A 25,995-nucleotide genomic window follows, 5' to 3' on the forward strand; every position below is an offset into this window, starting at 1 on the left:
GTGTCAGCTTAGGTTCAGTGTTCGACTTAATGGTTGGAGTGATATTGGTGGTGATGATTGGAGTGCAGTTTCGCCAATTAGTTCTTAGGTGGCGAAGAACCTTGGTTTTTTTCTGCATCGTCCTGCTGAACTTGATGCAAAAATTCATACTCCTCTGGGGTGAGAATATTTTCAATGACGAGTGGGCGTTGCTCTAGCTGTGGTTCGGCCATGCGGCCTTTTAAGTAGGCAGAGCGGGTGATTTGCTTTAGCCCATACACCGCCAGCATATACATGCTCAGTAGTAAGGTCAGCCTTGGCAATGCGTGGGAAAGTAGCGATAGATTATCACCAAGATAGAAAGGCAAGATCACCACAAATACGCGGATTAACCAATTCAACAACATGGCCAAGGTCAAGCTTATCAGCCAACGAAACCGAATGGTGCCGAGCGCCTCTTGGGTTTGAGTGACATCTCTTTGATTGCGCTTATGTCGACGAAACAACATCCACAGCGCGATAAAGTAAAAACAGGTTTGTACAGATAACAGCGCTGGGAGTAGAGCGCCCCATTGGCTGATACTCATTTCTTTAAGCATCAGAGCTATGGGTTGCCACTCGTTGATGGGATGCGCAGTTAATCTTAGGGCAATATCTAAAATGGCGAAAACTAATGTTAATGCAGATGGCCAGTAATGCTTTGAAAAACCTAGCGGTTTATTGGTTGGCGCTAAACTGCGTTTGCAATAGAGATAGAGCAAAGGCATGAGCAAAAAATAGATAGGGTTAATCAGATTGAATAGGATATGAATGGGAATTGGACTGTTATCGCGGTTCAACATACCCGTGAGGAAGTATAGAGCAATAAGACTTAAGAAAGCGGCGAGGAGTTTTTGGTTAGCGTCTGGGTGATAGAAATAGCGAATATAAATAGCTAACGCGAGGCAATGTACGCCTCCAAATAATGACAACCACCAGTAAGCTTGAGTGAAAAAACTATGAAACTCGTTCATATGCGATACCTCGAGCCCTGTTATATCAGGGAAATCGGCTCGGTAAAAGTATCGCCGTTAGTTTTTCTGCTGGCTTGCTATGCGCCGATGACGATTTGAAGCCGCCTCTGGCACAACGCTGGGAACGGGAACGCGTTCTGCGAGTAAGTGTTTGATTGCACGAACGGGATGCGGTAATAACATCCGTGGACCAGAAAAGATCATGATCTCTTTGACGATTTGTTTCTGCGCGGGTTTGTAGCAATGTACTGGGCATTTATTACAGGTGGGTTTGTTTTGTCCGTAGGGGCAGCGATCTAGGCGTGTCGCGGCATAATCCAATAGCTCGATGCAATCTACACATAGACCTGTTGAGTCTTGGCCTTGGTGTTTCGCTTTGCAATAAATCGCCACCATAGCGGCAATGGTTTGGTGTTCGTACAGGAGTTTGCCCGTAAGCAGTGTGGCTGTGCCCATTGGAATACCTTAGCTTGTCACTCGGATATCCCATCATAGGCAGTGAAATTGGCGCTGACAAAACGAAAGCGCCAATTTATGAAGGTGCGCACAAAATAGGGCTTTAAACAATCCTTCATCCTCAATGTCGCACTTACAAGTCAACCTTAGATATGCATCACTTTGTCGGCAGCTAATGTCCAGCGGGTTAAATCTTGCAGCGTACCTATGTGCGCGCCTTCGATGATCATTTCCGCGGTAACGCCTCGCGCTTGAGCACAGGTCTTGCAAAGTAGAATCGGAACTTGCTGTGCCGAGAGAATTTCAAACATCTGCTGCAGGTTGTAGCTTAAGTCAGGTGTGGTTTGATTTTTGAGTGCGCCAAACACGGCATCTGACATGAGAAAAAGTTTAAGATCGACCGCTTGCTCGTCCTGATCCTTCAGGGCTAATGCGATGCGTAAGCTATTAAATAGCTTTTCTGTTCCGTAGGGACTGGCATGGGCCACGATAAGAATACTTTGCATCAGGTTTTCCTTATGTTTGTTATAAGCAGGTGGATGGGGGGATTAGGGAACTCGATTGTGCCAGTCTAGCGCAATTGGCTATAACTATTTGAGCGCAAGATCGTATAAAAAGGCATAAATACTTGATTTGCACCGACACAATGGACTTTAATAGCGGTTAATCTCTGCTCAATTTTTAGCTAGACTCGGTTGCCATGGACGCAGTCCTGATGGACGTTGGCAAACCCATTGACACGGCTTCTGATGAGAAGCGGCCATCAAAGGTGAACAAGAATGAAGATCTTAGTCGTATTTATACTGATTGCTGTCGGGGTGTTTTTATTCCTTCGCGCGCAGCGATTGGCGAAAGAAGAACAAGAGGCGATGAAACCCAAGTCGACCTCGGTAAAACCTGTAGTTCCCACCGAAGAGGCACCTATTTTCTCCGCTGCTGAGCCCGAGCGTGTAGAACCTGAGCCAGTTAAAAGGGTTGATGATACTGGCGTGGCTGAAGTAGAGCCCGTTATCGAAGTTGAAGCCGAATTAATGCCCCGTGAGACCGAAAGCCCTGCGAGCATTTCGGTGGCGCTAGACACAGATATCATCGAAGTCGATATTCCTGCTGCCCATAATGAAGAGACGGTGATCATTTTAGGCACCACGCCTGCAGATGAACAAGATGACGTTAAGACTGAAGCAGAGCCAGCATCGAACACACGTTCTGAGGTCGGTGCGCCAGGGGCTTGGGCGAATGTGACCTTAGTTCGGGCCTTTGAGGAGTATCAAGGAGCGACGTCAGCCAGTGCTCGCTATATCGCGCTGCAAAATATGATAGCTGAATGCTACAAACAGCGTAAATCGGCGGATTACCTCAACTATGGTGCTCAGTTAGCGGAAGAGTATATTGCACTGTTCCAAGCGGCTAGCGCCGAGCAAGGCAAAGATACTGAGCTTAAATCTTCCGGTTTCCTGCATTTAGCCACCTTGCTAAATGATACTCAAGCCTTCGATGCCGCCATTGTCATCTGTCGTAAAGCACTCGAGCTTGGGCTGAGCGATGGCACTGTCACTGGCTTTGAGGGCCGAATCAACCGGATTGAGAAAGCACAGACTAAAGCAACCACGGCTTGATATGTTGTAGGGAGCGCTTAGCGGGTAAACCCTTAGTCGAAAAGCGGTTATTTCCCTCGTCTAAGCAGTGTAGAATCCCTGCTAACTGAATGCGCAAAAGGCGAACTAAGGTTCGCTTTTTTTATGGGCTTAATAGGGGAAAAATGAAACTAAGCTATGCCTTACCGAATGTCTTATTCGGGCTTGGATTATTGCTACTCAGTGGCTGTACTAAAACCCCAGAATGGACCCTATTTTATTATCCCGATGTGAGTGCCATTCCGGTGACACCTTTGCAGGCCGAAGATATTAATGGTTACTACGATTCTCTAGAGCAATGCCAGAGCAAGGCTCATGGTATGCAACGTCTAAGTCGTTCTGGCGTGAGTGGTTTTGGCCTTGGATCTTATCAATGTGGGCACCTATGCGAGTTCGACGATAAATCGGTGCTGGTTTGCAAGACCATGAGCCAATAGGTGGACAAGATGAAGTTTAAACAGGATTTTTTTACTCAGCTGCCTGAGTTTTACTCGCAAGTATATCCACAAGGGATAACTAAGCCTGAATGGCTGGCATGGAGTAATGACGCCGCGCAATTGATTTGCTTGAGCCAACCCACCGATGAGCTGTTATTGGGCTTATCTGGCAATGCTGCCGTCGATGGCGCGACTTACTATGCCCAAGTGTATAGCGGCCACCAATTTGGCGGTTACACGCCGCGCTTAGGGGATGGACGCTCGATCATTTTAGGTGAAGCGATTGGTCCAAATGGCGCATGGGATGTCGCCCTTAAAGGCGGCGGTCCGACGCCTTATTCGCGCCGTGGTGATGGCCGCGCTGTGATGCGCTCCGCGGTGCGTGAGTTTTTAGTCTCTGAGGCGCTGCATCATTTACATGTGCCGACGACTCGCGCTTTGGCCGTGATTGGCTCTGACTTGCCCGTATGGCGTGAGAGCCAAGAAACTGCAGCCATTACCGTGCGTTTAGCCCGCAGCCACATTCGTTTCGGTCATTTCGAGTTTTTCTGCCACAGTGAGCGCGGCCGTGCCGATAAGCTGATTCAATTACTCAACTTCACTATTACTCAGCATTATCCCCATTTGAGTTGTGATGCCGCAGGCTATAAAGCGTGGTTTTTACAGGTAGTGCAAGATACCGCTAAGATGATTGCCCACTGGCAGGCGGTCGGTTTTGCCCATGGCGTGATGAACACAGACAATATGTCGATTCTGGGTGACAGTTTTGACTTCGGTCCCTTTGCGTTCCTCGATACATTCCAAGAAGACTTTATCTGTAATCATTCTGATCCCGAAGGTCGCTATGCCTTTGGTCAGCAGCCGGGAGTCGGTTTGTGGAACTTGCAACGTTTAGCGCAGGCGCTCACACCAGTGATCCCATCCGATGACTTAATTGCCATTCTTAATCAATACCAAGAGGCGCTAGTGCAGCCTTATTTGTGCTTGATGCGGGCAAAACTAGGTCTATCAGCAGTTGATGTTTCGTCGGTAGAGCAGGACAAACAGGATCTCGAACTTATAGGTCGATTTACTGTGCTGATGGAGAAAAATCAACTCGATTACACTCAGACTTGGCGTCAATTAGGCAAGTTAGATCCAACCAGCAAACACAGTGCGCTACGGGATGACTTTATTGATGTCAGCCAGTTTGATGCTTGGTATCAAGCTTATCAACAGCGATTGGGCGCAGTAGCGGATATCCCAACGTGGCAAACTGAGCGCAATAGTGTGAATCCCAAATATATTTTGCGTAACTATTTAGCCCAAGAGGCGATAATTGCGGTGGAAGAGGGTAATCTTGCGCCGCTGCATTTGCTGCAAAAAATCTTAACTCAGCCCTTTGCCGAACACGCAGAGCATGAAGACTTGGCCAAGCGTCCACCGGACTGGGGCCAAGGTTTGATCATGTCATGTAGTAGTTGATGGGATAACAAGCATGAAATTACTAAGCACACATTTAAAAGCCATGAGTTTAGATACCATTAGCTTAGATACTATTCGCTTAGATAGAAGTGCCTTAAGTTTAGCGGTCAGTGCGGATATCGATTTTGATCGTTTCGCCGACTTTGCCGAACCTTTAGCTGCGGCGCTCGATTGCACTGTGCGCGAGCGTCAGTGGGGCGCCGATAGGCACCAATGGTTATTAGAATTTGAAGGCAGCCAGTTATGGCTCAATTATGAGTTTTACGGCAACATTTGCTGGCTCTCGACCGAACGAGAAGCCGATTTTGAGGTGCTGGAATACTTAGCCACTTTGCTGCAACCTCACCTAAGAGTGAACTGAATATGAGTCAGAATATGACGCCACCAACCACGAGTCCTAGCGGCGCTGAGTTCCATTTTCAAGCCCTAACACCGGATTTGATCTTAGATGCGATTGAAAGTCTGGGCGTGTACCCGGAAACGGGCTTACTCGCGCTGAACAGTTACGAGAACCGCGTGTATCAGTTCCGTAGCGATGAAGGACTGCGCTATGTGGTGAAGTTCTATCGCCCAGACCGTTGGAGCGATGCGCAGATCCAAGAGGAACATGATTATGCGCTCGCACTCGCGGCAGAAGATATCCCGATTGCCGTACCTGTAATTATCGAAGGCCATACGTTACACAAGTACCAAGGTTATCGATTTACCCTGTTTCCTTCCTTAGGTGGTCGCGCCTTCGAAGTCGATAATTTAGAGCAGCTGGAATTAGTGGGGCGGTTCATCGGTCGGATACACCAGTACGCGGCACAAACGGTATTTGCTGAACGTGAACCACTGAATCCGCAGATTTTAGGCGCCGAGCCGCTCGCGTGGTTAAAGCAATCTAATCTGGTGCCTAATAGCCTACGCTTGCCGTTCTTTACCGTAGTAGAGCAGGTGCTGGCTAAGGCGAATGCGATTTGGGATCGCCAAGATTTTGCGGCCATTCGCTTACACGGCGATTTACACCCAGGCAATATTTTGTGGACGCCAGACGGTCCCGGATTCGTCGATTTAGACGATGCTCGCATGGGACCGGCGATTCAAGATTTATGGATGATGCTAACCGGGGATAGAGCGCAGCAAATGATGCAGCTTGAGATCTTACTCGAAGCCTATGAAGAATTTTGTGAGTTTGATACAAGGCAGTTAGCCTTGATTGAACCGCTGCGGGCGCTGCGTATGGTGCATTACAACGCGTGGATTGGCCGTCGCTGGGACGATCCGGCCTTCCCGATGAACTTCCCTTGGTTTGGGGATGAAAAGTATTGGGAACAGCAGATTTTGGCGTTCAAAGAGCAATTATTTGCCCTTAGCGAACCACCACTGAGCCTAGTGCCGTATTAGCATTGAGCAAAATATGATTTCACAGACGTATCTTGTGACATTAGATTGAACTCTTAAGCTTGAGTTACACTCAAAAAATGGAATATGTTAGTCTCCAGCCAATTTATCAAAATGATTTAAGGAATTTTCATGAAAAAAGTATTACTCATGGCCGCGGCTCTGTTACTGGCGCCACTGGCAGTATCGGCTGTGGAATACCAAGAAGGTGTGCATTACACAGTGATTAACGATGGCCCAGCAACTGCGAAGCCTGAAATTACTGAGTTTTTCTCTTTCTATTGTCCGCATTGTTTTACTTTCTCTAAAACCGTAGTGCCAAAAATTCTCGCCGATAAGCCAGAAGGCGTTGCGTTTAACCAAGCACACGTTGATTTTATCGGCAAAGAGATGGGGGTTGAAATGTCACGCGCATTTGCAGTCGCACATCAGTTAAACGTCGATGAGAAAATGGATGCGGCGTTATTCTCTGCTATTCATGAGAAGAAACAGCATTTTACTAATCGCGATGATGTTCGTGCCGTGTTTATTGCTAACGGTGTCGATGGTAAAACCTTCGATGCGGCCGCAGAGTCTTTCATGGTAAAGGCGCAAATGGCAAAGATGAAGCGTGATACTGAAAACGCTAAGCTGACGGGTGTACCTGCTCTGGTTGTTAACGGTAAGTACCGTGTTGAAACAGGGGCAATCAAATCCTACGACGAGCTGTTAGAAATTGCTTTCTACCTAGCAAAAAAATAGTTCGATAGGCGTTACCCGCACTGCTGTCATATGAGCGGATGATAATGCTGTATCGATTGCATGTTAAAGAGAGCCTAAGGGCTCTTTTTTATTGGGGGGTTGGCAACAACAAGGCAAATAAAGCTTTGATAGGGAGTTTAACGTACTGAGTTAGGCCTCTGTAGGCTAGTCGTTTGAACTTACTGAATAAAGACGAGGCAAAAAATGGGCAAAAAAAACCGTACTTCTTGTAAAAGAAAGTACGGACTTGAGCCAGAGGACTCATTTTTACCCTGAGTAACGCTAATAATTTAGCAGAGTGTCAAAAAATTGGCAAGTGACATTATTATGGCGTTCTTCTTTTTTACTCACAGGGTGACATATTCATAGTTTAACTAAATCAAACGATTAAGTATTTTTGGCGATAAAAGATGAAAAATACCACTCTAACGATGAAACTCAAGTGGCAAAGCTTCTGTCAAACAACTGTAATCAATAACAACAAGAATGCTTGTAGGTGGTCATATGAGAGTTTTTCCTGTCTACGCACCTAAGCTTATCGTTAAGCACGCGCGTATTTTTCTCACTGGTGTTATTTGGGTTAAAGATTTAGGACGATTGGAATTTGAGAAGGGACGGTTTTTACTGCCAAGAAAAAGCCTGCCAAAAGTGAAGCAGGCTATTTTAGAATTGAACGAACTGATCGAAGCGCAGCATCATCAAACTAATGCAGTTTAGATTTCGCTGTTTAACAAGCCAACAAGGCCAGTCACTTTTTCGTTCCAAGAAGTGAGTTCTTCTTGTAGTTGCTGGTTTTGCGCATTCAATTGTTGATTGTGCTCACTCAGCGTAGACGCTTTTTGCTTCTCTTCTTCAAGCTCCATTTTTAGAAGCTCGATAGTTTCGAGTGCAGCCTGGATTTTGGTTTCCAGTTTGGACAGTAATTCAAGGCTCATCTGGAGAGTCCTATGGTTTCTGGATGGGACTGTGATTCTAGCAGTGCCTAGAACTTAAGGAATAGCGATTCTTGCCGTTTGGTTAAAAAACACCCTATTACTGGGTTCTAAATTAAGTTTTTTTGCATTTGTTATTAACTCGTTAGTATTCTTGGTTTTATTTTTTATCGGAATGGTCCATGTCGCCTAGTTTGCTCGCCATACTCCCGCTACTGTTGACCTTAACCTTAGCCCTATTTTTACGCCGCACACTGGTGGCGTTAGGTGTAGGTATTGTCTCTGGTGCCCTATTAATCGCCCAATTTGATCCTCTGCAAACGGGGTTGTATTTGCTTGATACCGGTGTAAAACAATTTTATGCCCAAGGTGCTTGGCAAGCGTGGCATCTCAATGTGCTATTGGCCATGTTACTGCTCGGTAGCATGACGCAATTGTTAGCACGTGGTGGTGCCGTGGGTCAGTTTGGTGATTGGCTGTATAGCCGTATTCGTACTGAACGTCAGGCGCGTCTTGGGGTCGTATTTCTTGGTTGGTTAGTGTTTATCGATGGGATTTTCAGTTGTCTTGCTGTCGGCCATGTTTGTCAGCCGCTCAGCCAGCGTTATGGTATTCGCCATGAGCAGCTCGCCTATTTAGTTGATTCCAATGCTTCGCCTTTATGCGCGCTATTGCCTTTCTCCAGTTGGGGCCCCTATGTGATGGCGCTTATCGCGGGGATCAGCTTTTTGCCCGTGTCGCCGCTGGAAGCCTTTATTGAGGTGGCCTTATTTAACTTTTACGCCATAGTGACCTTAGGCTTGTCCGTGCTCGTCGCTTGGTATGGCGTAGGTTTTCACTCTTTTGTTGCTGCTACTGCTGTGGAATCCTCCAATACGGTCGAGGTTAAGGGAAATCCTTGGCTGCTCGCAATCCCTATGCTGACTCTGCTGTCTGCTTCAGTGGGATTAACTTTGTGGTCTGGGGCTCAGCAGGTCTCTTCTTGGGATGTGTCACTTTGGCTTGCTAAGGCTGATATTGGTGCTTCTATGCGCGATGCTTGTTTGTTGGCAACCTTAGTCACTCTTGCCATGTTAGGCTTGTCTGGGCGACGTTTAACGGCGTTAGTGGGGGATTTGAGCCACGGAGTTCGCATGATCGCCTTCGCCATTGCGATTTTACTCTGCACTTGGATGATTGGCGCTGTGATCCAAGATCTTGGCGTCGCTAAATTGTTGGCTGCTTGGGCTAAGGCTTATCTTTCTCCGCACCTGCTGGTAGCGGGAATGTTTTTACTCTGCGCGATAATGGCTTTTGCGACGGGTTCAAGCTGGGGAACATTTGCAATTATGATCCCTATTGGCGCAGAGATTGCCCATAACTTGGATCCTCATTTGTTGTTACCTGTACTGAGCGCTGTGATGGCGGGGTCGGTTTTTGGCGACCACTGCTCGCCCATTTCAGATACCAGCGTGCTCAGTGCGACCAGTTCTGGTTGCGCTCCCCATGACCATGTGGTGACTCAGTTGCCCTTTGCTTTGATCGCGGCATGCGCAGCCTTAGTCGGATTTCAATTAGTCAATTTAGCCGTGGTGACACCGTTAGTGTGGCTGGCCGTGGTGAGCTGTAGCCTAGGATTATTTGCCTTGATGGCACGTTTTTATTCACCTTTGCCTAGATTCGTGGCGCAGACATAAAGCCAGTTTATCGCTAAAATGGCCGATTCGGTTCTTGCTGAGCCATTTATTTAAGTGCATCTGATTTAAGAGATTATCAATATGAGTATTACCCGTTTAGATGTAGGTACCCGTATGAGCAGTATAGTGATCCACCAAGGTACTGTGTATCTGTGTGGCCAAGTGGCGAAGGACAAGTATCAAGGCATCACCGAGCAAACTGTCACTATGCTTGAGGAGGTCGATACCTTGTTAGCGCAGGCGGGAAGTTCGCGTGAGCATTTACTGTCAGCGACTATTTATCTGAAAGATATGGGGGATTATGATGCGATGAATGCGGTATGGGATGCTTGGGTGCCTAAAGGCCATGCGCCAGCCCGCGCTTGTGTGCAAGCCGCTATTGCCGAGCCAGAATATTTGGTTGAAGTTTCTGTGATTGCGGCGGTTGCGGTTTAAGCGCTAAGCTATTTTTCGTACCGTTTAGAAGCCTGTTTCGATCCCTATTTCGAATCCTGTCACCGAGTGTCATGACTCGGTGAAGCTTTTCCGCAATACACCTCGTTAACTAAACCTGTATTGTTCAGCAGGTCCACTCTCTTCTAACAAAACCCTTTAGCTTAAACCTAATAAGTATTCCATTAAATGTGCAGGGACAAGCGGCGGATGATCCCCATATTGTTCTGAGAGTGCGCTGGCGATAGTCTCAATATCTTGTTGGGCTAAGCCTTGTTCGATAATGGCAAACGCCCAAGGAGCCTCGGTTTTGAGTTTGAGGAAATAAGGCGTTTCGACAAATTGTGCGAGTGAGTAAGCGGAGCCTCCTAAACCATGCCCCCAACCTTCGCTGACCTGAAAGGGTCTATCCAGGTGTGCCATATCAAATTCAATGAGATGAGGGTATTGGCCGTTATGCCCACCGATCCAGTGACCGATTTCAACCGATAAAATCATAGTTGCCATGTTATATCCTTTGCTAGGGTTGCTTGGCCGCAATGAGTACTCGGCTAAATTCAGCATTAGGCTCGAGGGGTGTGATGGCGGCGATATGGTCGAGTCTAAGGGATTGTTTAGTTTGTTGCAGTTGGATGATAAGCCACTCAGTTTTGTCGGTTCTTGTCTGCGTGGTGATGGCTTTACCTTGGCACTGGGTGCCATCAATAAGCTCAATGTTGAGTTGATAACCACGCAGACAGGCGAGTTCGAGATAGTCGTAGTGGGCGCAGGGGATCATTTTATAATCTGACATTGGATCATCTCATTGGGAGTTCGACCCTATTGTGGCAAAAATACTTGCCATTGGCATTATTGTGGATTGTTTTATCCTGTCTCTGAGGCCGTGTGAAAAGTTGAACCAAGCGTGTTAGCGAGTTTTTTATTTGCTTAGACCTTTAGATATGCGCGCCCCTCTTGACTTTATTCCTGTCGCTCCCTAGTCTGCTTGTTCAGTAATCAAGGTGGTATGCGATGGAAATAACTTACAATTTAAAACCTGCGTCCGAGCGCCGTACTGAGCAATTCAAGCCCGAGGGTAATGTGGGCTTTGGTAGCCTCAGAACCGATCATATGTTTTTGATGGATTATCATGATGGACAATGGTGCGATCCGCGCATCGTTCCTTATGGACCATTTGAAATGGCACCGGGTGCAATGGCGTTGCATTATGGCCAGTCGATCTTCGAAGGCGCTAAAGCCTTTATGCATGAAGACGGCGAGATTTATACTTTCCGTATTAATAAGAATGCCGAGCGGATGAATCGCTCCGCCGATATCGTCTGTATTCCCAATATCGATGAACAAATGCAGATGGATGCGATCAATGCGTTGATCGATGTCGATCGCCTCTGGTTCCCGATGCAAGAAGGCGCGTGTCTGTATATTCGTCCTTTTATTTTTGCGACCGAAGACCGCCTCTCTGTGAGCCCAAGTTCGCGTTATACCTTCTGTGTCGTGTTAAGCCCAAGTGGCGCTTATTACGCGGCTGGCGTGAACAAAGGCATACGCTTGCTGATCAGCAAAACTTTCCATCGTGCAGTATCGGGTGGCACTGGCGCCTCAAAAGCCGCGGGTAACTATGCGGCTTCGTTGCGTGCGGGTAAAGCAGCGGCAGCCTTTGGTGCATCGCAAGTGTTATATCTCGATTCAACCAATCAACAGATTGAAGAAGCGGGCGCGATGAATCATTTCCACATTCTGAAAGATGGCACTGTGATTATTCCAACCTTCACAGATACTATTTTGAAGTCGATCACCTCGCAATCCATTATGGAATTGGGTGAGATGCTTGGTTGTGAAGTGCGCCAAGAGACTGTCATGCTTGATAAATTTATCGCTGATATTGAATCTGGTGAAATTATCGAGGCGGGTGGTTTTGGGACGGCGGCCGTGGTTTCTGCTGTGGGCTCCTACATTTTTGAAGATGGCCATGTTGTCACTGTCGGTAATGGTGAAGTGGGCGAGCATGTTCAGCGCATCTATAAACTGTATACCGAAATCCAAAAGGGCCATATTAAAGGTCCTGAAGGCTGGGTTAAGCGTGTTGAACGTTTAGCAAAGTAAGGAATTTGTGGTGATGTTTAAAGGCTCCTAGGAGCCTTTTTTATTGGCTGTTTTTGTCGATAATGCCTTAAATCAAAGTGGCTGTGGCTTAGATTGATTTTTGAGTAAGGTTAAACAATCTTCGGCATTTAAGGGTTTACTCAGTAAAAAACCTTGTACTTGATCGCAACCTTGCATCGCCAAGAAGTTGAGCTGTTCTTGGGTCTCTACGCCTTCGGCGACGACATTCAGTTCTAAGCTGTGAGCGAGGGCAATAATGGCGCTGGTGATGGCGGCATCGTCGGGATCGTTGGTGATGTCTCTGACAAATTCTCGATCGATTTTGAGTGTGTCTATCGGGAAGCGTTTGAGATAGCTTAGGCTCGAATAACCCGTACCAAAATCATCCACGGCTATGGTCAATCCTAGGGCTTTGAGTTTAGATAGGATGCTGACCGACTCCTGCGGATTGCCCATGATCATTGATTCAGTAAGCTCAAGCTCAAGGGATTGAGCCGGGAGACCTGATACGGCTAAAGCAACTTCGATGGTGGAGATAATGTCCGCCTTCAGTTGGCGAGCCGATAGGTTGACGGCAATAGTGATCCCGTTAAATCCTAGGCTATTCCATTCGGCTAATTGCTGGCAGGCGTGATTGATCACCCAGTGGCCAATTTGAGTGATGATACCCGTTTCTTCCGCGAGTGGAATAAATTCCACAGGTGAAATAGGACCAAGTTCAGTGTGATACCAACGTAAAAGTGCTTCCAGTCCTGTGAGTGAACCATCTCGTAAACAGAATTTAGGTTGATAAACCAAGCTTAGTTCTTTGCGTTGGATAGCTTCCTTTAAACCACTTTCGAGTTGTACATGACGGGTGGCGATTTCATTCAACTTAGAGGTATAAAACTGGAAGTTATTTCGACCTGATGATTTTGCGTGGTACATGGCGGTATCGGCAAATTTAATCAGTGAGTCGGCATTGTCCGCATCGTTAGGGTATAAGCTGATACCAATTGAGGTCGAGATGGTTAGCGTTTTATCGTCCAATAGGAAGGGTGTTTGGAATGCTCTGAGCACTTTTTCTGAGATCAGGGTTGCGGCTTTTGTTTTCGCAACACCTTCTAAAATAATAGTAAATTCATCGCCACCTAAGCGTGCGACAGTATCGCCATCACGCACTGCATTTTGCAGTCGTCTTGCCACGGCTTTCAGTAACAAATCCCCGACATGATGACCCATAGAGTCGTTGATATGTTTAAAGCGGTCGAGGTCTAAGAACAGCAAGGCAACGATATTATTCGCTCTGTGCGCTTGAGTAATCGCGTGGTTGAGCCTGTCTTGAAATAAAGTTCGGTTCGGTAAGCCAGTTAATGTGTCGAAGCTGGCGAGGAAACGCAGATCTTCTTCGGCTTTTTTCCGCTCTGTGATGTCGGTAAATACAGCAACGAAGTGACTGGTTTCGCCTTTGATATCGATCACTTGGTTGATTTCAAGCCAGACTAAAATGGCCTGACGTTGTTTATTGCGGATCCACAGTTCTCCGACCCAATGTTTGTGACGCAGTAGCTGTTGTTCAATTGTATTGAACAACTCCCGCTGTTGGCGACTAAAGGCTAAGTGAATGAAATGCCTGTCGGTTATTTGGCGTTCTGTGTACCCTGTAATGGCACAAAATGCTGGGTTGACCGAACGAATTCGATAGTTTAATCCTCCCACTACAACGGCTTCGTTCATACTGTTGAGCACTTGTGATGACAGTACCAACTCGTTTTCAATCAGTTTGCGCGAGGTAATGTTACGATTGGTCCCTGTCATGCGGATCGGATTATCTAGGCTATCTTTTTCCACCACTTTACCGCGGTCTAAAATCCATACCCAATTACCGGGGGAGCGTTCGACTCGGTACTCTGCTTCGAAGAAAGGCGAACGACCTTGAAGGTGTTCGTTAAGCTCAAATTTGAATCTTTCTCTATCCTCTGAGTGCATGCTCTCATGGGCTATATTGCTGCTATTCCAATGGGGGACTGAAGAATCCATATTGGTACGATAGACTCGATTTTCTGGTATGTTCCAGTCCCACATGCCATCGCCAGAGGCCCAAAGTGCAAGTTTGAGTCGCTCCTCTGAGGCGCGGATACTGGTTTCAAATTCGCGCTGTTGCTGACGTTTTCTTTTACGCCAGATAATGATCCAAGCCAACAGCCATAGAGAGAGCAAGCTGTAGAGGGCGTAGGCGAACTGAGTTCGATAGAAGGGCGCTTTTACATGAAGATCGACAGAAAGGGCGTAGTCACCTTGAGTGTTGTATTGCAGCCCATGGCGAACATGCAGTTGGTAGTGACCAGGATTAATATTGGTGAAGGTGATTTCATTACCTGTGGGGAGCTCATGCCACTCGTTATCAAATCCCTCAAGAAAATAGCTGAAGCGGTTTTTACCCGTATAGCTGAAATCCAATGAGGTCACCTCAAAACTGATCAGCTGATCGCTATAGTCCATTACTATGCTAGGTGGATGACTTAAATCGAGAATAGTGTGCCCTTTACCCGCAATACTATAGCCAGTGAGTGCGACTTTAACATCGGGTCGTTGATCTGGAATTGACTTTGGATTGAAACGATTTATGCCATTAATGCCACCAAACCAGAGATCGCCATCGCTGTCTTCAAGTTTTACGCCACCGTTAAACTCCAGTGCTTGTAGCCCTTCTTGTTCGTTAAATATGATGACACGATTGGTTTTAGGATTGAGCTTTCCTATCCCCGCATTACTACTAAACCAAATGTTGTGTTCTTGATCCTCGAGTAAGGCATAGATGGTATCACTTGGTAATCCCTGATTGCGGGTATAGTGGCTAAAACCTGCATCAGTCTCTTGGGACGGTAACTTGCTGATCCCACCATGGGTGGCAAACCATACCTCGCCCGACTTTGTGACTAAAATATCGCGGACACGGTTGTTGATCAGGCTGTTTTTGTCTGAGGATTGATGGAAGTAGGATTTACCTGTGCCTGTTTTCATATCCAGTTTAAGTAGGCCATCGAGAGTACCTATCCATAGCGTGTCTTTGTGTGTTCTGAGGATTAAAAACTGGTTTTGTGCTGGATAGAAATTATCAATATGTGCCAATGAGATAAAAGTAAATTCATCGGTATCTATCGCCTTACGGTAGAGGGCATTGGTTGTTGCCACCCAGAGGCGACCTTGCTCATCAATATCTAAACTACGGATATAATTGGTTTCTGAGCCTTGATCGGTGCGTTCTGTCACCTTGAGTAACTGGAAGTGGCCATCTAGCGCCAGTCGACCTAGCCCATAGTTAGTGGCAAACCAAAGCACGCCATTTTTGTCTTGGTCTATATCTCGCAGGATAAGATTCAAGTTGCGTTGATGCATCCCTAAGGCGTTAGCAAAGAGCTCCGTGTAGTGTTCATATTTTCCATTGGCCAACATGCGTTTAAGCCCAGCACCTTCGGTGCCTATCCATAGCGCATTATCTTGGCTGCGGAACAAGGTGCGAATGTTGTTACTTTGTTGCGACAGGTTAGGGGTGGATTCGTAAATATGCTGAAAATACTGACGGCGCGTATTTATTTTATCTAGACCAGAATAACTGGCACCTAACCATAAATTGCCAAAGGGATCTTGCAGTAAGCTCAGTATGTTATTTTCACTGATACTGTTGGTACGCTTAGGATCATACCTGTGGTAGGTCGCAGTAAATGCTTTATCGTTTCTCTCGAGTTGAATGAGACCGGCTTCTGGCCCAACAACCCAAAAGTCACCCTGCTCAGTTTGGATAAAATCTTTAATGTAAGGCACATTATCGTCTGTCTGCCAGAGGATTTCGCCCTGTTGTGACGCCAAGTTGTAATGCCATAATTGCTCACCCAGAGCTAAGGTGATCGCATTAGCGGAATGTGCCCTAATTTGATGTGCAGTGAGATTCTGCGGGACATTTAAGCGAGTGATAGTATTGGCACTGACAGCAAAGGTGCCGCTATCTTGTGTTCCTGCCAGCAGGTAAGTGTCTTCAACATTGGCTAAGCTGGTGATGTGGGGTTGAACACTATTACCTAAGTTTACTTGGGTAATGCGTTTGGTTTTGGTCGATAGGGAAAATAGTCCTGCTTTAGTACCAATCCAGAGTGTATTGCCTACAACGCTGAGTTTGGTTGTGCGTGGATCGGTAAGCCCTTGTTCTTGGCCAAAGTGTTCAAAGGTCCCTGTGCTCAAATCGAGTCGATTTACCCCTTGGCTGAAAGTCGAAACCCAGATATTACCTTCTGAGTCTTGAATAATGTCAGAGACATAGCTCTCAGAAATACTCCTCGGATCATTGGGTGAATGGGGGAAAATATTGAAGCTGTGACCGTTATAAGCATGCAAACCATCTTGAGTGCCAATCCATAACATACCTGCATTATCCATAAACAGGCTAGTAATCGTATTTTGGGTAAGGCCATCTTCACTGCGAATATGTTCAAATTTGAGCTGTGTAGAAGCCGCGCTCAATGGTTGAGCTAATCCATTGCACGAGATCCCCAACAAACTTAGGATAAAAAGCGTACTAAACATTAGCTTGTGGATTAGTTGACTCAAATTTTCCCCTACCAAAAACGGACCCATCCTGATTAGGTTTCTATTTAGTTTAGTTCTTAGCCTAGACCTTACATGCCATTTTGCTGTAAAAATGCGACTTAAATTGCTGACTTGGTTTAAAAATAACCAAAATCGATGGGCGCGATTCTGTAATAGATCATGCAATATATTAACTGTACCGTTTCACTGCCAATATTCTTTTTATGACGGGTTTGTATTCTGGCGTTTTTGCTAAAGGATCTTAGCATTGTTTCAGGTATGTCAACATATCATGCTAAGACAAATACGGGCGAAGCAGATTAAAATGATGGGCGAGAATAGAAAAAAGACCTTGCCGGAAGGGGGAGAAGCAAGGTCTTTGGTTAAACTGTTTAGCGTTTAGCGTTTAGAGGATAGGGTTAAACCTGCGGCGACTCATTTATGTTCATAACCGAGGTCAAGATCCAAATACGCTTGGGTATTGATGATTTGTTCACGCTCCGTAAATGACACCATCTGCTCGGCAATGCTGCCACTGTCACCTTGCTCGAGAATGGTGCGTAAGGTGTGTTGACAAGCATGGATAGTCGCTCGCTGTAAGTCAGAGGGAATAATAATGAATTTGTATCCCAATGCTTGCAGTCTATCCTTCGATACTAGCGGTGTTTTGCCACTGTGGAACATATTGATGAGCTTAGGCTGCTTGATATGCTTAGCAATTAATTCAATTTGCTCAATGGTTTCGGGCGCTTCGACAAAAATCACGTCGGCACCTGCTGCTAGATAAGCATGTGAGCGTTCAATCGCAGCGTCGAATCCTTCAACGGCGATCGCGTCTGTGCGGGCAATTAAGACAAAATCTGGGTCAGTTTGGCTATTTTTGGCGACTTGGATCTTGTGCACCATTTCTTGGGTACTCACCAAAGATTTATCATTCAGATGGCCGCAACGCTTTGGAAAGGTTTGATCTTCCAAGTGTAATGCCGCGACACCTGCTCGCTCAAAGGCTTTCACTGTTCGACTCACGTTGATTGTATTACCAAACCCAGTATCCGCATCTGCTATGATGGGCACTTGGGTCACTTCAACCATTTGTTCGAGTCGATGCAATACTTCGCTAAAGCTCAACATGCCTATGTCGGGGAAACCACTGCTCCTCGCAATGGCGCCGCCACTGGCATAAATCAGGTTAAACCCCGCCTGTTCGGCTAAACGTGCCGTCATGCCATCGTAAACGCCTGGGGCGACGTGGATATCGGTGCCGCTCAGCATTTGTCGTAATGCCGTTGTTTTTTTCATTTGAATCGTCTTCCTTGTGCGCCTTTAGCTATTGAATCTAAAACTAGATAAACGATTAGAAACTATCGCTCGGCACCCGCACAAAACCTTCCATTAGTACCCGGGCGCTGCGGCTCATAATGGCTTTAACAACTGTCCATTCACCGTTGACCATTGACGCCTCAGCGCCAACGCGCAAGGTGCCTGATGGATGACCGAAACGTACCGCATCTATTTTATCCTTAGTGTCTCCGCCTGCGGCTAAGTTGACTAAAGTGCCGGGAATTGCCGCCGCCGTACCAATCGCAACGGCAGCCGTACCCATCATAGCGTGGTGCAGTTTGCCCATAGACAAGGCGCGTACCAGTAGGTCAATTTCATCTGCATTGACGGTTTTACCGCTCGATGACACATAGGCTTTAGGCTTAGCGACAAAGGCGATCTTAGGCGTATGTTGGCGTGCAACAGCTTCATCAATATGTGAAATCAAGCCCATACGCACGGCGCCATAGGCGCGAATGGTTTCAAATTTGGCCAGGGCGGCATTGTCACTATTAATATCATCTTGTAGCTCTGTGCCCGTGTAGCCTAAGTCTTCTGCGTTGATAAAAATGGTGGGAATGCCCGCGTTGATCATAGTAGCGTTAAAGCTGCCAATGCCAGGCACTTCTAGCACATCGACAACATTACCCGTAGGGAACATGCTACCACCGCCGCCATCTTCGTCCGCAGCTGGGTTCATAAATTCGATTTGCACTTCGGCGGCAGGAAAGGTCACACCATCGAGCTCAAAATCACCAGTTTCTTGCACTTCACCCTGGGTGATTGGCACATGGGCGATAATAGTTTTGCCTATATTGGCTTGCCAAATTCGGACTGTGCAGACGCCATTGTGTGGAATGCGGGCCGTATCAATTAGGCCATTGCTGATGGCAAAGGCACCGACAGCGGCGGTCAAGTTGCCACAGTTACCGCTCCAATCGACAAAAGGTTTATCGATCGCCACTTGGCCGAAGAGGTAATCGACATCGTGATCGGTTTGGGTGCTAGGGGAGAGGATTACAGTTTTGCTGGTGCTCGAGGTGGCTCCGCCCATGCCATCAATTTGTTTACCGTAAGCATCTGGGCTGCCTATCACTCGCAGCAGTAGGGCATCACGGGCGGGGCCGGCAACTTGTGCAGCTTTAGGTAAATCCTGCAGACGGAAAAACACGCCCTTGCTGGTGCCGCCGCGCATATAAGTCGCGGCGACTTTGATTTGTGGCGCGTGGATTGTTGAAGCATTCATTCATTAACTCCAAAAGGACTCCCAATGGAGTCCAAATGAGCGTCAGTAACTTAATGGTGAAGTCGCTGGCGCTCGGTTTCGCTAGCTGATATTTAAGAGTCGTCTCTAACCAGACACGGGCGTCGATTCAAATCTCGACTCAAGCCTGATTTGACTCAAGAAAGTCCTGAGCAAAACGCTGCAATACGCCGCCAGCCTCGTAGATAGACACTTCTTCGGCGGTATCGAGACGACACGTCACTGGCACTTCGATGCGCTCACCGTTTTTACGGGTGATAACGACAGTTAAGTCCGCTCTTGGCGCTGGCGTGCCTAGGACATCGAACACTTCTGTGCCGTCTATACCGTAGGTGGCGCGGTTGTCACCAGCTTTAAATTCCAGCGGCAACACGCCCATACCGACTAAGTTAGTGCGATGAATACGCTCGAAACCTTCGGCAACTATGGCCTCTACACCCGCTAAACGCACGCCTTTGGCTGCCCAGTCGCGGGACGAACCTTGGCCGTAATCTGCGCCCGCTATGATGATCAGCGGCTGCTTACGTTCCATATAGGTTTCAATCGCTTCCCACATACGGGTCACTTGACCTTCTGGCTCGATACGCGTCAGTGAACCTTGTTGCACTTTACCGTCAACGATTGCCATCTCGTTTTTAAGTTTAGGGTTGGCAAAGGTCGCACGTTGGGCGGTTAAGTGATCGCCCCTGTGGGTGGCGTAGGAGTTAAAGTCTTCCTCCGGCAAGCCCATTTTGTGCAGATATTCGCCCGCGGCGCTGTCCATCATAATGGCGTTAGAGGGCGATAAATGGTCTGTGGTGATGTTGTCACCCAGCACCGCCAGTGGTCGCATACCCTTGAGTGCGCGTTCACCCGCCAATGCGCCTTCCCAGTAAGGTGGGCGACGAATATAAGTAGATTGCGGACGCCAATCGTACAGCGGGCTGATTTTTTCGCCATAATCGACGGCTAAATCGAACATGGGCTCGTACACTTTACGGAACTGCTCAGGTTTAACACTTGTCGCAATCACGGCATCGATTTCTTCATCCGATGGCCAAATGTCGATAAGTTTTACTGGCTTACCGTCTTTATCTAGTCCCAGCACATCCTTTTCGATATCGAAACGTATGGTGCCTGCAATCGCGTAGGCGACGACCAATGGCGGCGATGCTAAGAAAGCTTGTTTAGCATAGGGATGAATACGGCCATCGAAGTTACGGTTACCCGATAACACAGCGGTGGCGTACAAGTCGCGGTCGATCACTTCTTTTTGAATCACAGGATCCAGCGCGCCGCTCATACCGTTACACGTCGTACAGGCAAACCCAACAATCCCAAAACCGAGTTGTTCAAGTTCAGGCAATAGCTTGGCTTCTTCCAAATACAACTGCACCGCTTTTGAGCCGGGGGCGAGTGAGGTTTTGACCCAAGGTTTGCGGCTTAAGCCTTTAGCGTTGGCGTTGCGGGCAATGAGACCTGCGGCAATCACGTTGCGTGGGTTACTGGTATTAGTGCAGCTGGTAATCGCCGCAATAATCACAGCACCATCGGGCATTAAGCCTGGCTCGTTTTCGACTACGCCGCTAATTCCGCGCTCAGCCAATTCTGATGTTGGCACCCGCGCATGTGGGTTTGATGGCCCTGCAATGGTGCGCACCACCGAAGATAAATCAAAATGCAGTACGCGTGGATAGTGTACTTCGGTCAAGCTGTCGGCCCACAAACCTGCGGTTTTGGCATAGGTTTCAACCAGCTTAACTTGCTCGGCTTCGCGGCCAGTTAAGGTCAAATAATCTAAGGTTTGCTGGTCGATGTAGAACATGGCCGCAGTAGCGCCAAATTCAGGTGTCATGTTCGAAATCGTGGCGCGATCGCCTAATGTCAGTGCCGCTGCGCCTTCACCGAAGAACTCTAAGTAAGAGGAGACGACTTTTTGTGCGCGTAAAAATTCGGTCAAGGCCAATACGATATCGGTAGCCGTAATGCCGGGCTGTGGTCTGCCCGTGAGCTCTACACCGATAATGTCCGGTAGACGCATATAGGATGCGCGCCCTAGCATCACGCTTTCGGCTTCTAAGCCGCCGACACCTATGGCGATAACGCCGAGCGCATCAACGTGCGGCGTGTGGCTGTCGGTGCCAACTAAGGTATCTGGGAAGGCCACGCCATTGCGTGAATGCACCACAGGGGACATACGCTCTAAGTTAATTTGATGCATGATGCCGTTACCCTGAGGGATAACATCAATGTTTTTAAAGGCTTTTTGCGTCCAATCAATAAAGTGGAATCTGTCTTCGTTGCGTCTGTCTTCGATGGCGCGGTTTTTGGCAAAGGCGTCTTTATCAAAACCACCAAATTCGACAGCGAGTGAGTGATCCACAATCAGCTGGGTTGGCACAACTGGGTTCACTTTGGCGGGATCGCCACCTTTAGCGGCAATAGCGTCACGCAGACCTGCAAGGTCAACTAAAGCGGTTTGCCCCAAAATATCATGGCACACCACGCGGGCAGGAAACCAAGGGAAATCCAGTTCTTGCTTAGATTCGATAATCTGTTTTAGCGAGTCGGTCAAAACGGCCGGATCGCAGCGACGGACTAAGTTTTCAGCTAAAACGCGCGAGGTGTAAGGCAGCTTGGCATACGAGCCAGCTTGAATGGCTTCTACGGCTTCGCGGGTATCGAAGTAATCGAGTTGAGTGCCGGGTAAGGGCTTGCGATATTGGGTATTCATAGCAGTGCTCATAACATCATCCATTTCGGAAAATGAAGTTGGCGCAAGACTTACATTGAGTGAAATCTCGCGCCAAGTGTGGTCAATTTTGCTTAACGGTTGGCAATCGGTACCACTTTGCGCGGCGCAACGCCCACATAATCGGCACTCGGGCGGATGATGCGGTTGTTAGAGCGTTGCTCCATCACGTGCGCCGCCCAGCCAGTGACGCGTGAACACACGAAGATTGGCGTAAACAACTTAGTCGGAATATCCATGTAGTGGTAAGCGCTGGCGTGGAAAAAATCTGCATTACAGAAGAGTTTTTTCTGTTCCCACATCAGGGCTTCGCAGGCAACTGATACTCGATATAGGCGGTCGTCACCGTTGGCCGCCGCCAGTTTTTCTGACCATTCTTTGATGATGGCGTTACGTGGATCACTGTCGCGGTAAATCGCGTGACCGAAGCCCATGATCTTATCTTTACGCTCGAGTTTGCCCATTAAGATGTCGCGCGCATCGGCTTCATCTTTCATGTCTTGGATCAGTTCCATCGCCGCTTCGTTCGCGCCGCCATGCAGCGGACCGCGCAGTGAACCAATCGCCCCAGTGACGCATGAATGCATATCTGACAAGGTTGAAGCGCATACGCGGGCGGTAAAGGTTGATGCGTTAAATTCATGTTCTGCATAAAGAATTAACGATACGTCCATCACTTTAGCATGCAGTGCCGACGGCGCTTTACCATGTAACAAGTGCAGGAAGTGTGCGCCAATTTGATCGTCATCGGTTTCAGTATCAATACGTACGCCATCGTGGCTAAAGCGATACCAGTAACAGATGATTGATGGGAAGGCGGCGAGTAAACGGTCGGTAATTTCACTCTGTTCGCTAAAGCTGTGCTCGGCTTCTAAGTTGCCTAGCATAGAGCAGCCAGTACGCATCACATCCATAGGATGAGTGTCGGCTGGAATGCGCTCCAATACTTCTTTTAATGCTTGCGGCAGACCGCGAAGGCCTTTGAGTTTGGTTTTGTAGGCATCAAGTTGGGCTGCCGTGGGCAGCTCGCCGTAAAGAATAAGGTAGGCGACTTCTTCGAAGGTGGCATTTTCACCGAGATCTTTCACATCATAACCGCGGTACGTTAGGCCGCTGCCTGACACGCCCACTGTGCTCAATGCTGTTTCGCCTGCGCTCTGGCCACGTAATCCTGCACCGCTTAGTTTTTTCGCTTCTGACATAATCCTTCCCTTCCGTTAACTCTATGTGGTTATTGCTGGCGGATTTCAGTGCTCATTTCAGAGCACTTATTCGCCGACATTTATTGGTTAAGGCTGCACTTTTTATTTAATTTGTTTAACGCTAAATCTGTTTTAACGTCAAACCCTGTAGGGTTGCAGCTTTTCGGTTATTTATCTTGGCTGAACAGTTGATCTAACTTGTCTTCAAAGGCGTGGTAGCCCAAGTATTTATACAAGTCTTTACGGGTCTGCATAGTGTCTAGCACATTGCGTTGATGACCATCATTCATCAGCGCTTGCATGACGTTCAGTGCGGCTTGGTTGGCTGCACGGAAAGTACCGAGTGGATAAAGCACCATGTCGGCACCCGCCTCGGCGAGTTCTTCTTTATTGAACAATTGGGTTTGACCAAATTCAGTCATGTTCGCCAAAATTGGTGCTTTTACCTGTGCTTTAAAATGGCGATATTGGTCTAGCTCAGTTAAGGCTTCGGCGAAGATCATGTCGGCGCCGGCGGCGATATACGCTTGAGCACGTTCAATACCCGCTTCTAAACCTTCCACGGCGACCGCATCGGTACGCGCCATGATCACAAAGTTAGGATCGGTACGGGCATCGACGGCCGCTTTAATGCGATCGACCATTTCTTCAATGCTCACGACTGCTTTGTTGGGTCTATGGCCGCAACGCTTTTGCGACACTTGGTCTTCCATGTGCACAGCAGCGACGCCGATTTTTTCGAATTCTTTGATGGTACGAGCAATGTTGAATGCGCCGCCCCAGCCAGTATCGATATCGACCAATAAAGGCACCTGCGTGGCAGAGGTGATGCGGCCTGCATCAATCAGCACGTCATTCATTGATGTCATGCCCAAGTCAGGCAAACCGTAGGAAGCATTGGCAACGCCAGCGCCCGAAAGATACAAGGCTTGGAAGCCAGTTTGCTCTGCCATTAAGGCAAAATAGGCATTGGTGGTGCCAACGATTTGTAACGGTTTGGCCTTAGCAAGAGCTTGGCGAAAACGTAATCCTGCGCTTTGGGTCATGGTTTTATCCTTTTCCATTTTATGGGAAGTGGGCATATTGAGCCGTAAGAACTTAGCTAATGTTGGCTAAGGTTTCTTTTGCGGCTGCATTGGCTTGCAATTCAATTAAGCGTAATTCGGTATTTTTACGCCCCTGTTCGATATGGCGGCGCATCAGCAAACTGGCCAACTCACCATCGCGCTGGGCAATGGCTTCGACTATGCGTCTGTGTTCGGCAATCGCTTTCACTGGGCGATTTTTATTGGTGCACTGGTAGCGATACATACGCAGCAAGTGATACAGCCCGCCGACTAAGGTTTCCTGCAGATGCTTGTTACCGCTGGCTTGAATAATTTGGTAGTGGAAGTCGACATCGCCTTCCTCTTGGAAGTAAGTATCGCCCTTGGCGAGCGCCGCTTCTTGCGTTGCGAGCAGATCTTCTAATTTGGCTAATTGTTCTGGGGTAATACGGCTGGCGGCGAGTTCGCAGGCCATGCCTTCAAGCACGCTACGTAGTTGATATAAATCGTTAAGTTCACTCACTGTTAGCTGGGCGACGCGGGCACCAACATGGGGCGCACGCACCACTAAACGTTGTCTTTCTAAGGTTTGCAGTGCTTCGCGGGTCGGGCCGCGGCTGATGCCGTATTTTTCGGCCAGTGCTTGCTCATTAATCTTGCTGCCTGCAGGCAGTTCGCCCTTGATAATGCTGGTTTGGATCTGCACCAAAATTTGATCGGCTAATGTGGTCGACGTCTTATCTGCCGAGGTCGATTTGACCTTGTGCAGGTGGGGAACTTGAGTGTCATCAGAAACGAACGTCGTGTCTTGCTTCAACATAGAGCGCATCACTATTAATAGGATTGTCGACAATGGGTAAAAAATAGCCCTCCCTTGGCGGATTGTCAACAATGTGTTTACTTAGACGTAAGTCTATATTTCAATGGTCTTCTGTTTTAGTAATTGATTTTTATCATCTTATTTTAATTATCTCGTTATTAATATTTTATGTTATGAATATTTAAATATTAAATTGTCAACAATGGCGTAGTTTTAACCTTCCAACCTCGTTGCGGATGTTGATGGTTTTGGGGGAAATCGTCCAAATGAATTTGGCATGTTTATCCTTCGCGTTATGCTATGGGCGGAATGAGACATTTGGGGATGACAGTGGAAAAAGTGTTAGTGAGCAGTTGTTTACTCGGACAAGCGGTGCGCTACGACGGTGGCCATAACTTGATGGAGAGCGAGCTGGTGCAAACGTGGCTCGAGCAAGGGCGGATTGTGGCGATTTGTCCCGAATGTGCAGGCGGTTTGCCAACACCTAGACCGCCAGCGGAGCGGATTGGACAGCGCATCTTAACTGCCCAAGGTGAGGATGTGACCCACGCTTTTAGTCTGGGAGCCGATCTCGCGCTTAAGCTGGCGCAGCAACACGGGATTAAAGTGGCGATTTTAAAAGCCCGTAGTCCATCCTGTGGTAATAGGCAGATTTACGATGGTCAATTTGTAAAACAGTTAATTGCGGGACAAGGATTAACGGCTGAAAAACTCAGCGCCGCAGGAATAACTGTATTCAATGAATTGGAGTTATCCGCTGCAGCGGCATGTGTTGCTGAACTAGAGCAAAGCTAGAGAC

Annotated in this window: 24 protein-coding genes; 11 read left to right on the forward strand and 13 right to left on the reverse strand. The window is 47.7% G+C overall.

Annotation, left to right across the window (positions count from 1 at the left end):
* Positions 1-77: 77 nt before the first annotated feature.
* The 3 genes from KO537_RS15785 to KO537_RS15795 all read right to left on the reverse strand — a co-directional run bounded on the left by KO537_RS15785 (position 78) and on the right by KO537_RS15795 (position 1,954).
* A complete protein-coding gene (locus KO537_RS15785; RefSeq protein ID WP_173248045.1) occupies positions 78-992 on the reverse strand; it encodes a hypothetical protein in 915 nt (304 codons plus the stop codon).
* A gap of 57 nt (positions 993-1,049) precedes the next feature.
* Entirely contained in the window at positions 1,050-1,448 is a 399-nt protein-coding gene (locus tag KO537_RS15790) for a nitrous oxide-stimulated promoter family protein (protein WP_173248043.1), read from the reverse strand.
* Positions 1,449-1,594: 146 nt separating this feature from the next.
* A complete protein-coding gene (locus KO537_RS15795; RefSeq protein ID WP_006083495.1) occupies positions 1,595-1,954 on the reverse strand; it encodes a DsrE family protein in 360 nt (119 codons plus the stop codon).
* Positions 1,955-2,227: 273 nt separating this feature from the next.
* Between KO537_RS15795 and KO537_RS15800 the strand changes: the two genes are divergently transcribed.
* The 7 genes from KO537_RS15800 (at position 2,228) to KO537_RS15830 (ending at position 7,824) form a co-directional block, all read left to right on the forward strand.
* Complete coding sequence (locus KO537_RS15800; RefSeq protein WP_173248041.1) at positions 2,228-3,064, forward strand: hypothetical protein; 837 nt, start codon at positions 2,228-2,230, stop codon at positions 3,062-3,064.
* 143 nt (positions 3,065-3,207) lie between these two features.
* Positions 3,208-3,519: a hypothetical protein gene (locus KO537_RS15805; RefSeq protein ID WP_105250486.1), complete on the forward strand. Its 312-nt coding sequence runs from the start codon at positions 3,208-3,210 to the stop codon at positions 3,517-3,519.
* A gap of 9 nt (positions 3,520-3,528) precedes the next feature.
* The gene (locus KO537_RS15810) at positions 3,529-4,983 is read left to right on the forward strand and encodes a protein adenylyltransferase SelO (protein ID WP_173248039.1); all 1,455 of its coding nucleotides are present in this window, start codon (positions 3,529-3,531) and stop codon (positions 4,981-4,983) included.
* A gap of 13 nt (positions 4,984-4,996) precedes the next feature.
* Positions 4,997-5,344 (forward strand): DUF3630 family protein, encoded by a 348-nt coding sequence (locus tag KO537_RS15815; RefSeq protein WP_219234848.1) that lies wholly within the window; start codon positions 4,997-4,999, stop codon positions 5,342-5,344.
* Between the two features lie 2 nt (positions 5,345-5,346).
* A complete protein-coding gene (locus KO537_RS15820) occupies positions 5,347-6,369 on the forward strand; it encodes a serine/threonine protein kinase (protein ID WP_173248035.1) in 1,023 nt (340 codons plus the stop codon).
* Positions 6,370-6,498: 129 nt separating this feature from the next.
* The gene (locus KO537_RS15825; RefSeq protein ID WP_173248033.1) at positions 6,499-7,107 is read left to right on the forward strand and encodes a thiol:disulfide interchange protein DsbA/DsbL; all 609 of its coding nucleotides are present in this window, start codon (positions 6,499-6,501) and stop codon (positions 7,105-7,107) included.
* A gap of 504 nt (positions 7,108-7,611) precedes the next feature.
* Positions 7,612-7,824: a DUF1107 domain-containing protein gene (locus KO537_RS15830; protein WP_006083486.1), complete on the forward strand. Its 213-nt coding sequence runs from the start codon at positions 7,612-7,614 to the stop codon at positions 7,822-7,824.
* On the opposite strand, the gene KO537_RS15835 is transcribed toward KO537_RS15830, so the two are convergent.
* Entirely contained in the window at positions 7,821-8,042 is a 222-nt protein-coding gene (locus KO537_RS15835) for a cell division protein ZapB (RefSeq protein WP_006083484.1), read from the reverse strand. The two genes, KO537_RS15830 and KO537_RS15835, sit on opposite strands and share 4 nt — an antisense overlap.
* Before the next feature lie 179 nt (positions 8,043-8,221).
* Between KO537_RS15835 and KO537_RS15840 the strand changes: the two genes are divergently transcribed.
* A complete protein-coding gene (locus KO537_RS15840) occupies positions 8,222-9,715 on the forward strand; it encodes a Na+/H+ antiporter NhaC family protein (RefSeq protein ID WP_219234850.1) in 1,494 nt (497 codons plus the stop codon).
* Positions 9,716-9,796: 81 nt separating this feature from the next.
* Complete coding sequence (locus tag KO537_RS15845; protein ID WP_173248029.1) at positions 9,797-10,150, forward strand: RidA family protein; 354 nt, start codon at positions 9,797-9,799, stop codon at positions 10,148-10,150.
* 156 nt (positions 10,151-10,306) lie between these two features.
* Here the strand turns inward: KO537_RS15845 and KO537_RS15850 are convergent, their stop codons facing one another.
* Positions 10,307-10,654: a hypothetical protein gene (locus KO537_RS15850; protein WP_173248027.1), complete on the reverse strand. Its 348-nt coding sequence runs from the start codon at positions 10,652-10,654 to the stop codon at positions 10,307-10,309.
* 13 nt (positions 10,655-10,667) lie between these two features.
* Positions 10,668-10,940, reverse strand: a complete 273-nt coding sequence (locus KO537_RS15855) for a Rho-binding antiterminator (protein WP_219234852.1) — start codon at positions 10,938-10,940, stop codon at positions 10,668-10,670.
* A gap of 218 nt (positions 10,941-11,158) precedes the next feature.
* Here KO537_RS15855 and KO537_RS15860 point away from each other — a divergent pair, with 218 nt between their 5' ends.
* Positions 11,159-12,250 carry a branched-chain amino acid aminotransferase gene (locus KO537_RS15860; protein ID WP_131524942.1) on the forward strand — a complete coding sequence of 364 codons (1,092 nt, stop codon included), beginning with the start codon at positions 11,159-11,161 and terminating at the stop codon, positions 12,248-12,250.
* Between the two features lie 72 nt (positions 12,251-12,322).
* Here KO537_RS15860 and KO537_RS15865 read toward each other — a convergent pair whose 3' ends face one another.
* The 7 genes from KO537_RS15865 to KO537_RS15895 form a co-directional block, all read right to left on the reverse strand.
* Positions 12,323-16,849, reverse strand: coding sequence for an EAL domain-containing protein (locus KO537_RS15865; RefSeq protein WP_219234890.1), 4,527 nt, complete (start codon positions 16,847-16,849; stop codon positions 12,323-12,325).
* Between the two features lie 399 nt (positions 16,850-17,248).
* Positions 17,249-18,112 (reverse strand): isocitrate lyase/PEP mutase family protein, encoded by an 864-nt coding sequence (locus KO537_RS15870; protein ID WP_219234854.1) that lies wholly within the window; start codon positions 18,110-18,112, stop codon positions 17,249-17,251.
* Between the two features lie 55 nt (positions 18,113-18,167).
* Positions 18,168-19,379: a 2-methylaconitate cis-trans isomerase PrpF gene (prpF, locus tag KO537_RS15875; RefSeq protein WP_219234856.1), complete on the reverse strand. Its 1,212-nt coding sequence runs from the start codon at positions 19,377-19,379 to the stop codon at positions 18,168-18,170.
* 139 nt (positions 19,380-19,518) lie between these two features.
* Positions 19,519-22,122, reverse strand: coding sequence for a Fe/S-dependent 2-methylisocitrate dehydratase AcnD (gene acnD, locus KO537_RS15880; RefSeq protein WP_173248019.1), 2,604 nt, complete (start codon positions 22,120-22,122; stop codon positions 19,519-19,521).
* A gap of 80 nt (positions 22,123-22,202) precedes the next feature.
* The gene (gene prpC, locus KO537_RS15885) at positions 22,203-23,330 is read right to left on the reverse strand and encodes a 2-methylcitrate synthase (protein WP_219234858.1); all 1,128 of its coding nucleotides are present in this window, start codon (positions 23,328-23,330) and stop codon (positions 22,203-22,205) included.
* A gap of 167 nt (positions 23,331-23,497) precedes the next feature.
* Positions 23,498-24,376, reverse strand: a complete 879-nt coding sequence (gene prpB / locus KO537_RS15890) for a methylisocitrate lyase (RefSeq protein WP_006084450.1) — start codon at positions 24,374-24,376, stop codon at positions 23,498-23,500.
* 52 nt (positions 24,377-24,428) lie between these two features.
* Positions 24,429-25,196: a GntR family transcriptional regulator gene (locus KO537_RS15895; RefSeq protein WP_006084449.1), complete on the reverse strand. Its 768-nt coding sequence runs from the start codon at positions 25,194-25,196 to the stop codon at positions 24,429-24,431.
* Between the two features lie 300 nt (positions 25,197-25,496).
* Here KO537_RS15895 and KO537_RS15900 point away from each other — a divergent pair, with 300 nt between their 5' ends.
* The gene (locus KO537_RS15900; RefSeq protein ID WP_113941620.1) at positions 25,497-25,991 is read left to right on the forward strand and encodes a DUF523 domain-containing protein; all 495 of its coding nucleotides are present in this window, start codon (positions 25,497-25,499) and stop codon (positions 25,989-25,991) included.
* Positions 25,992-25,995: the final 4 nt, after the last annotated feature.

The organism is Shewanella sp. NKUCC01_JLK, assembly GCF_019345615.1.
GTDB lineage: Bacteria > Pseudomonadota > Gammaproteobacteria > Enterobacterales > Shewanellaceae > Shewanella > Shewanella oncorhynchi.